Here is an 8,861-nt window from a genome sequence, read left to right on the forward strand (position 1 = left end):
AATTTTTTATAAATATTGTTTTTAGTCATGACATTGTAACAATTGTTTTGATTCTTTTTTTAGCAGCTTTGCCGTTTTTGTTTATTTTTGTGGCCGCAAATGAAAACTCCATCTTCAAAATATTGTGGCACTACTCCGCCTTAAAAAAACGGAAGCATTTTTATTATGATGCCTCTGAGTGAATCCCTCTACATAAATTTAAAATATTACACTAAGCCCATACAAGGGAGCTAATTGTATAAGATATGATCAATAAAACCGAACAAGAAGTTTGAAACAGATTGCTTCACTTCGTTCGCAATGAACGCGTCGGTGATTGTGGGTTCGTTATAGTAATACAGCTCGTGTAGATTGAAACACTTTTCTATCATCTGTAAAATCAGAAGGGCGTTCCCGATGCTCTTTTGTCTTTCAACGCTTCAGCATACCATATAAATTCATCGAGAAACCTGGAAGTAGATGGGTCAATATATTCATTTTGTGGATTCAATTGCTCGTCGAACAGATTGCCAATTACGGGAAAAGGCAGCATCGACGAAATTGCCGGCATACCCAGCTCACCCAGGATAACTCTTAAGTGAACAGCCGACCGGACACCACCAAAATTCCCGGCAGAATAAGATGCAATAGCCGATGGCTTAAATAAATATTCCGTTTGAAAATGGTCCAATAAATTCTTGAGAGCCGGCGGAATGCTATGGTTGTATTCTCCGGTTACGATTAAAAATCCATCTGAAGCTTTAAAGTTTTGAGCCAATTTCTCCATATTTTCAGGAGCAGTCCCCGGTTCATACTCTTTATACATTTTATCAAGAAATGGAAGCTTATATTCTATCGGATCAATAAAATGCACCTGGATATTTCTTTCCTGAAGTTTCTTTTCAAGGTATTTGGCGGCTTCTATACCCTGACGGTCGGTGCGGACTGAACCGTAAATAAGACTGATGGTTAAATTTTTAGTAGCCATAATTTCTATTCTTTATTTTAGTTATGCCTGGTTTTAGATCAAAGGGCATTTAATTGTACCGTATGAGCAATAAACACAGCAACCGGAACGAAGTGGAGCTCACCGAAGGTAATCACCCTGTTTTGGCCTTAAAACTGATTTACAATTTTCGCATTCATAGAAAAACTGGTAGAAATCAAGCGGTATTTTCTGATAACCACATCCCGGACAAGTGATAATTAAAGCCCTTACTATTTGCATAAATTACCTTTATAGATATAATTATTGTGAACTTTGCTGTGAAACATAAACAACCCAGGATGCAAATAGTTTCAGCCGTAACTATTTTTTATTGTATTTCGAGATTTCTGACAATTAGCTCCGATATCTGTGCATAAAACTCGATTTCCCGCTCAGACAATCCCCTATAAGCCTCATTAAGCGTAGCTTCAGCTATCGGCAAAATTTCTCCATAAAACGCATGTCCCTTGTCAGTCAGCGTTACAATACGGGTCCTTTTATCATTTGTACACACCCTCTTCTTCACCACACCAATGCTTTCCAGTCCACGGACAATCCTCAAAACCATTACCTTATCATAACCAAATATCAGTGAAATATTTTTCTGACTCGACTCCTTCTCATACTGAAGCATAGACATCACACTCCATTGCTCTGCCGTTATGTTTATATTATGTTTTTTGAGCTTTTGCTCCAACTTTTTCCCAAGTGCTTTTGAAATAGAGCGAGATAGTAAGCCCAACGACTCTTTATAAATGTATTTCATTTTTTCTTCTGTATTTATAAAAGTATTACAATGTTTTAAAGCTTCAATAGCAAAATAGCCCTATCACATTCATGTTAAATAATTTATATTATAAATAAACAGTTAAAGTGATGTTAAAAACTAAACAAAACGGGAAGCAAATAGTTTCATTTGTAACTATTTTTTTGTATTAGTAGTAAATGAAACGTAAAAACTATCATGCCTACTCAATATCAGCAAAACAAGCACCATAAGAACCAGATAATTAGCACCTATGAAACTGTTTAAAATTTTTTATGATGTAGCCACAAGCAAAGGGGTCGTAAAAAGGGCTTTGCAAGTTTCCCTGATCGTAGGAACCCTTTTAAATCTAATAAATCAAGGATGGGCAATCACTCGTGCTGACTATAGCCAAATCAATTATATTAAAATTTTGCTGACTTTCATTATCCCTTATCTGGTTTCAACATATAGCAGTGCCAAGGCGCGGTTGACCTTCAAGGTAAATGAGGTAAGCTCCATGGATGCTGTGCTGCAATGTAAATCATGTAACAAAACAAAAATTTTTGTTAATAAAGGTGAAGTTGTTCCGCCCTGTCGAACTTGCGGCCATGAAAAAACCAGGTGGCACATTGTAGAAACAGGCCATAACCAATACCGGCAAATTGAAGATGAACAGGAAAGCATGGCGCTGTTTGCCCAAATGAACCCTGCTCCGGTCTTAAGATTCGATGTAAATGGAAAGATTACGCAAGCCAACACTGCAGCGCAAAATGCTTTTGAAGAAACAAAACTGGAAGGTGAAAACATAAGTTCCTATGTTCCCAACATCATTAATATTGACCTGAAAACTTTTATTCAGAATGGAGACATAAGAAATTTAACAGCAGAAAAACCGCATGGACTTACCTTTCGATTTGAATTACGCGGCTTGCCGCAATATGGTGCTGTGCAAATGTACGGAGCCGAAATAACAGAAATTGTAGCTGCACGGCAAGAGGCCAATAAATTTTTAACAGGTTTGGAGCAAACTTCCAATTCTATAATGATTACCAATAAAAAAGGAGACATCGAATATGTAAACAAGGCCTTTGAAAAAATATCAGGATATAAAAAAGAGGAGGTTTGGGGTAAAAATCCACGATTTTTGAAAACAGGCCACACTTCACCTGAAGAATATAAAAATTTATGGCAAACCATCTCAAATGGAAATGTGTGGCAAGGGGAAATGCTAAACAAGCGCAAAGACGGCACTACTTATTGGGAAGAATCTACCATTTCACCTGTCCTTAACGAACATGGGGATATCGACACCTATATTGCCATTAAAGAAGAAGTTACCGAAAAGCGCAAGCTCAAAGAAGAAATGAAAAGTATGGCGCTTTTTGCAGAGCTCAACCCCGAACCGGTGTTCCGTTTCGATGCTGATGGAAAAATTATTAAAGCCAATCCAGCTGCCAATGAAGCTTTTAAAAAAGAAAATGTTGAGCATGAGCAAATTGAGGACCTTATGCCGGAAATGAAAAAGTACGACTATGCAAAAATGATTAGCGAAGAACGTATCGAGACACTTGAAATGAAAGTGCTCGATAAAATATTCCGTTTCATTATGCGTGGTTTGGCTGATTTTGGAGTTGTACAAACTTATGGATCTGATATCACCAAAAAACGGGAAATCCAACAAGAGCTAGAGAGCATGGCGCTTTTTGCCGAACTAAATCCGGAACCGGTATTTCGTTTTAACTCCGCTGGTAAAATATTAAAGTCCAACTCTGCAGCAAATCTGGCTTTTGAGCAACAAGATATAACCGATAAAAATATTGTTGAAATTTTACCTGACATGCAAGAATGCGATTGTGAAAATTTTATCGGCCAGGAAAAAATTGAAATCGTGGAAGCAAATGTACACAACCGCATCTTCCGTTTTATCATGCGGGGCTTAGCCGATGCTGAAGTTGTGCAAACCTATGGCTCCGATATCACAAAAAGAAAACGTGCAGAAGAGAAAATACGCAAACAAAAACAATCCATCGACAGTAGCATACAGTATGCATCGCGAATTCAGGGAGCAGTATTGCCTTCAATAGAAAGACTCTCATCCAGATTCCGGGATAGCTTTGTGCTTTATAAACCACGGGATGTTGTAAGTGGTGACTTTTACTGGATGAAAGAGTATGGCAATAAAACCATTGTGGTAGCATCAGACTGCACCGGACATGGTGTACCCGGAGCCTTTATGAGTATGTTAGGTATTGCCCTGCTTAATGAGATCGTAAATCGGAATCCACAAACACCCGCAGGCGAAATACTCGACCAGCTGAGAGACAATTTGAAGGCTACTTTGTCGCAAAACGATAGTAAACATGAAGCCAAAGATGGCATGGATATGTCGCTTTGCATCGTAAACCACGAAACCAATGCAATGCAATACGCCGGAGCATATAATTCAATATATCTTATCCGAAAAGGTGAACTTATCGAATACAAGGCTGATAAAATGCCTATAGGTGCTCATATCAAAGAAAAACCGCATTTCACCAACAACGATATTCAGCTTGAAAAAGATGATGCTGTTTATATGCTTTCTGACGGCTACCCGGATCAATTTGGCGGACCATCAGGCATGAAGTTGAGTAAGAAAAAATTTAAAATGGCTATATCAGAAAATAATCAGCTGCCAATGAACCAGCAAAAACAAAAATTAGATGAGTACTTTATAAAATGGAAAGGTGATTCTGAACAGATAGATGACATGCTGGTTATGGGTTTTAGAATATAGGTAGCCATAAAAAAATGGAAGCAAACATTGCCTTTCACTTCCATTTGTTTCATGCCCCTTAATCAGTGCACCTGATTAAACTTTGCGCAGCTTATCAATAAATGCGGGTACATACAAATGTAAATCATTGGGATTGCGGCTCGAAATGATATTACCATCAACCACAACAGCCTCATTAACCCACTGCACACCTGCATTTTTCATATCATCTTTAATGGCAGGGGTGCTGGTCGCCTTCTTACCCAGCAAAATATTGGCCGAAATGAGCACCCAACCGGCATGGCAGATTATGCCTATGGGTTTCCCCTGCTCATCTACCTGTTGCAGAAAGTGCAGCACATAGCTGTAGCGGCGTAATTTATCCGGGGCATAACCTCCCGGCACCAGCACGCCATCAAAATCATCGGCATTCAGATCAGTAAAAGCAATATCTGCCGTGGCTTTTAATCCATTTTTACCGGTATATGTCTTGCCGGCCTCTTCTCCGGCAAAGACTACTTCTACATCATCTTCACGTAAACGAATCGCCGGGTACCAAAGTTCGATATCTTCGAAAACTTCATGCACCAGCGTTACGACTTTCATTGGTTGCTTTGCCATATCATTAAATTTTGTAGGTTTTACAAAAAATATCATTTGGTATTAAGTACCATCTTCAGCTAATATATACACGGAATAATTCTGTAAGTTTTATAGAAATGGTCTTCATAATTCTCAAAACTGGCCATAAGTTGCAATTCTTCGAACCTGATTTTTAACACAATAACTAACAATAGCGCTGCCAGATAAATACTATAAAACAGGTTTGGTTGGTCTACCCAGTATGCCAGCGCAAAGAGCAGCACTGCGGTATACATCGGATGCCTCACATAACGATATGGCCCTTTACGCACCAACCGGGCTCCTTCTCGCAAATAGGGAAATACATTGATTCGCGTGTGCCGGAATACCCAAAGAGCCCAAAATCCAAAAATTATACTTATACCCAAAATAATTTGTCCCGCAACTGAGCCGGGCAAAAATGGAGGGGTGAAAAATATAAACCCCAAAAGTATAAATTGCAACGATGTATATAAATATCCCATTTAATACTTTATAAGTTATTACACGAATAAAGTCAAATTGTTTTCTTTTCACCTTAAGCAATCAACTATTATCTAACATAAAATCATTTAACCTTACCCATTAACCACTCACCTGCCCAAAGTAACCATTGACCGATTTTATCTTTCCCAACATACCCGGACCATCTATATTTGTACCGAAAACAAAAAATAATAAAACCATGACACACACAGAAGAAACAAATCAAGACCCAAAACATTTTCACAGACACAGTGCCAATACGGGCGGTGCGAAACGTTTAATGACAGGTGTACTCCTGCTTGCAACAGGCGGGCTACTTCTGCTCAGCAATTTCAATCTTTTATCGTGGTACCTGGAAGACATTATCTTCTCATGGCAAATGCTACTTATAGCAATAGGCTTTATCAGCCTTGCCGGTCGTAATTATACCGGAGCCATCATTTTATTTGCCATTGGCGGCTTTTTCCTTTTACCTGAAATTTTCACGAATCTGAGAATAGATTTCGTTTCGGTATTCTGGCCAATGGTAATCATTGTAATTGGGTTAACCCTTATATTACGAAGGCGCAACTTCACAAGTACAGACAAAGATTTCAAGCACTCTGAAGATTTTATTGATGAAATGAATATTTTTGGAGGAAGTGAAAGAATATTGAACTCGGAATTTTTCGAAGGTGGAAAAATCACCAGTATTTTTGGTGGGTCAACCGTCAACCTGAAAAATGTAAAACTAAAAAACGGCCATGCCGAAATTGAAATGACTTCCATTTTTGGCGGTTCAAAACTATATGTACCCGAAAATTGGAATATACGCATTGAAGCCACATCAATTTTTGGTGGTATCAATGATAAGCGACAGTTAAATGTAACAGAAACCGTGAATACCAACACATTAGTTATTAAAGGAGTAGCCATCTTTGGTGGCGGCGAAATATTGAGCTAATGCAAATTTTTAACCCACAACAACCCAAACCCTCTCCCACCGTTATTAGCCTTATATGGACTGCACTTACTGCAGTCCATATTGCATTTTTATATTTTTTGGCTCACCTGCCCATGGAAATGGTGGTCGTCGACAGCCTGGTTTTTAATACGCTTTTTGTAATATTTGGCATTGGCGTTTTTATGGGCCTGGAATTCGAAGGTACAGCCAAACCCTTTTGGCGCAGAATAATGTATCTGTACCTGCCTATGCTGGCACTTATTGTCACCCTGTGGCTTCTTGCCTCCTACTCCATACTCACCATTCTGATAGACGACGAAGATTACCTTCACGCGCTTACCGACAGCATGACTTACCGGGCATTAATCGGCATATTCCTTTTCAGCATTGTGGTTATTATACAGCAACTCATACACTATTACCGTAATTTTCAGCAAAAGCAACTAAAAGCCAGCAGGCTGGAAAACGAATTACAACGAAGTAAAGTCAATACGCTTCAAATGCAAATGCAGCCACACTTTTTGTTCAATGCGCTCAACAGCATCAGTTCGCTTACTTTTGAAGATACTGAAAGAACCCGCCAAATGCTTATAAAACTTTCTGAATTTCTTCGGTACACAACCAAATACAGCGAAAAACAACTTGTAAAACTAAGCGATGAACTATCTCATATTGACCAATATTTGGCCATTGAACATTTAAGATTTGGTGACCGCCTAATGTACGAAAAACAAGTAACACAGGCTGCCGAAGAAAGATTTCTCCCATGCCTGGTTTTGCAACCTGTAATAGAAAACGCCATCAAACATGGTGTTAATCAAAGCCTCGAACCTGTCAAAATCATACTGAATGCTAAAACAGAACAGGATAAACTCATTATTAGCATTAGCAATACCAAAGAAGGAGAATCCCGAAAAAAAGGGACAGGTACAGGGCTTAAAAATTTATCGAATCGTATAAAAATATTATATTCGGATCGTGCACGATTACATATAGAAAATACTGAAAAGTTATTTACTGTTAAAATTGTAATTCCATAACCATGATAAAAGCCATTATTATTGAAGATGAATTGCCCGCCCGCAAAGTATTAAAGCATTACCTTTTGCGGCACACGAATTTTTCTTTAGTAGCTGAGTGTGCTAATGGTTTCGAGGGGGTTAAAGCTATTAACGAACATAAACCGGATCTAATTTTCCTCGATATCCAAATGCCCAAACTCAATGGTTTTGAGATGTTAGAACTGGTAGAACCCATGCCAGCTGTTATTTTCACTACAGCTTACGATGAATATGCAATCAGAGCTTTCGAAACCAATGCCGTAGATTATTTATTGAAACCCTTTGATGAAAACCGTTTCGATACCGCAATAGAAAAAGCCATGAAACGCATTCAGGACAATCCGGCACCCCGCATCAACAAAGCATCAGAAACCACTGTAGCCAAACCATTGGATCAGGTAGTGGTTTCGAGTGGTCATAAAATAGAAATCCTTTTTCCTGAGGATATATTCATGATAGAAGCGCAGGACGATTACGTCATGATCCATACGCATGAAAACCAATATTTGAAAAAAAAGACAATGCAATATTATGAGCAACATCTTGACGATTATTTTTTAAGGGTTCACCGGTCCTATATCATCAACATTCAAAAAATTACCAATATTGAGTTGTACGGAAAACAGCAGTATCAAATAAAACTAAAAAATAATCTATCAGTAAAAACAAGTAAGTCAGGATATAAAAAAATAAAGGAAAAATTAATGTTATAATTTTTAAAAAACATTTGGAGGTTACACCGAAATAATATTTCTTTGCACACGCAATTGAGCAATGGTCTGGTAGTTCAATTGGTCAGAATACCGGCCTGTCACGCCGGGGGTTGCGAGTTCGAGTCTCGTCCAGACCGCTTAAATGACACTAAAGCCACTGAGAAATCGGTGGCTTTTTTTATTTATCGCAACCCCCGGGGTTAGCGAGGTCCGAAAAGCAGCAAATCTGTGATTTGCGTAACTTTTCGAGACTCCACGCGAAGCGGGACTCCGCAGAATAAGCAATCTGCGATTGCTATATTATGCGTGAGTCCGCGCATTGCTAGCAAAATTGAAAATTTTGGCAATGCGGGATTCGAGTCTCGTCCAGACCGCTTAAATGACACTAAAGCCACTGAGAAATCGGTGGCTTTTTTTATTTATCGCAACCCCCGGGGGTTAGCGTAGTCCCATAGAATAGAAAATTTGTAATTTTCGTCATTCTATGAGGATCCTCGCGAAGCGGGACTCCGTAAAGTCTCAAATCTTTGATTTGACTTACTTTGCGTGAGTCCGCGCATTGCTAGC

9 protein-coding genes and 1 tRNA gene are annotated in these 8,861 nt (G+C 38.8%); 5 read left to right on the forward strand and 5 right to left on the reverse strand.

Annotation, left to right across the window (positions count from 1 at the left end; genetic code table 11):
• Positions 1-379: 379 nt before the first annotated feature.
• The 3 genes from ACTB0Y_RS06135 to ACTB0Y_RS06145 all read right to left on the reverse strand — a co-directional run bounded on the left by ACTB0Y_RS06135 (position 380) and on the right by ACTB0Y_RS06145 (position 1,733).
• Positions 380-967 carry an NADPH-dependent FMN reductase gene (locus tag ACTB0Y_RS06135; protein WP_463205929.1) on the reverse strand — a complete coding sequence of 196 codons (588 nt, stop codon included), beginning with the start codon at positions 965-967 and terminating at the stop codon, positions 380-382.
• Positions 968-1,066: 99 nt separating this feature from the next.
• Positions 1,067-1,207 carry a GDCCVxC domain-containing (seleno)protein gene (locus ACTB0Y_RS06140; protein ID WP_463205930.1) on the reverse strand — a complete coding sequence of 47 codons (141 nt, stop codon included), beginning with the start codon at positions 1,205-1,207 and terminating at the stop codon, positions 1,067-1,069.
• 88 nt (positions 1,208-1,295) lie between these two features.
• Positions 1,296-1,733 (reverse strand): MarR family winged helix-turn-helix transcriptional regulator, encoded by a 438-nt coding sequence (locus ACTB0Y_RS06145; RefSeq protein ID WP_463205931.1) that lies wholly within the window; start codon positions 1,731-1,733, stop codon positions 1,296-1,298.
• 253 nt (positions 1,734-1,986) lie between these two features.
• Between ACTB0Y_RS06145 and nrtS the strand changes: the two genes are divergently transcribed.
• The gene (nrtS, locus tag ACTB0Y_RS06150) at positions 1,987-4,491 is read left to right on the forward strand and encodes a nitrate/nitrite transporter NrtS (RefSeq protein ID WP_463205932.1); all 2,505 of its coding nucleotides are present in this window, start codon (positions 1,987-1,989) and stop codon (positions 4,489-4,491) included.
• Between the two features lie 75 nt (positions 4,492-4,566).
• Here the strand turns inward: nrtS and ACTB0Y_RS06155 are convergent, their stop codons facing one another.
• Positions 4,567-5,091 (reverse strand): type 1 glutamine amidotransferase domain-containing protein, encoded by a 525-nt coding sequence (locus ACTB0Y_RS06155; protein ID WP_463205933.1) that lies wholly within the window; start codon positions 5,089-5,091, stop codon positions 4,567-4,569.
• Between the two features lie 59 nt (positions 5,092-5,150).
• A complete protein-coding gene (locus ACTB0Y_RS06160) occupies positions 5,151-5,576 on the reverse strand; it encodes a methyltransferase family protein (RefSeq protein WP_463205934.1) in 426 nt (141 codons plus the stop codon).
• A 200-nt stretch (positions 5,577-5,776) separates the two neighbouring features.
• Here ACTB0Y_RS06160 and ACTB0Y_RS06165 point away from each other — a divergent pair, with 200 nt between their 5' ends.
• The 4 genes from ACTB0Y_RS06165 to ACTB0Y_RS06180 all read left to right on the forward strand — a co-directional run bounded on the left by ACTB0Y_RS06165 (position 5,777) and on the right by ACTB0Y_RS06180 (position 8,431).
• On the forward strand, positions 5,777-6,520 hold the full coding sequence (locus ACTB0Y_RS06165; protein WP_463205935.1) for a LiaF transmembrane domain-containing protein: 744 nt from the start codon (positions 5,777-5,779) through the stop codon (positions 6,518-6,520).
• On the forward strand, positions 6,520-7,560 hold the full coding sequence (locus ACTB0Y_RS06170) for a sensor histidine kinase (RefSeq protein ID WP_463205936.1): 1,041 nt from the start codon (positions 6,520-6,522) through the stop codon (positions 7,558-7,560). The genes ACTB0Y_RS06165 and ACTB0Y_RS06170 overlap by 1 nt, the downstream gene beginning before the upstream one ends.
• A 2-nt stretch (positions 7,561-7,562) precedes the next feature.
• The gene (locus ACTB0Y_RS06175) at positions 7,563-8,294 is read left to right on the forward strand and encodes a LytR/AlgR family response regulator transcription factor (RefSeq protein WP_463205937.1); all 732 of its coding nucleotides are present in this window, start codon (positions 7,563-7,565) and stop codon (positions 8,292-8,294) included.
• A 63-nt stretch (positions 8,295-8,357) separates the two neighbouring features.
• Positions 8,358-8,431, forward strand: a tRNA-Asp gene (locus ACTB0Y_RS06180).
• The last annotated feature ends 430 nt before the right edge of the window (positions 8,432-8,861 follow it).

The organism is Salinivirga sp. (assembly GCF_055145285.1).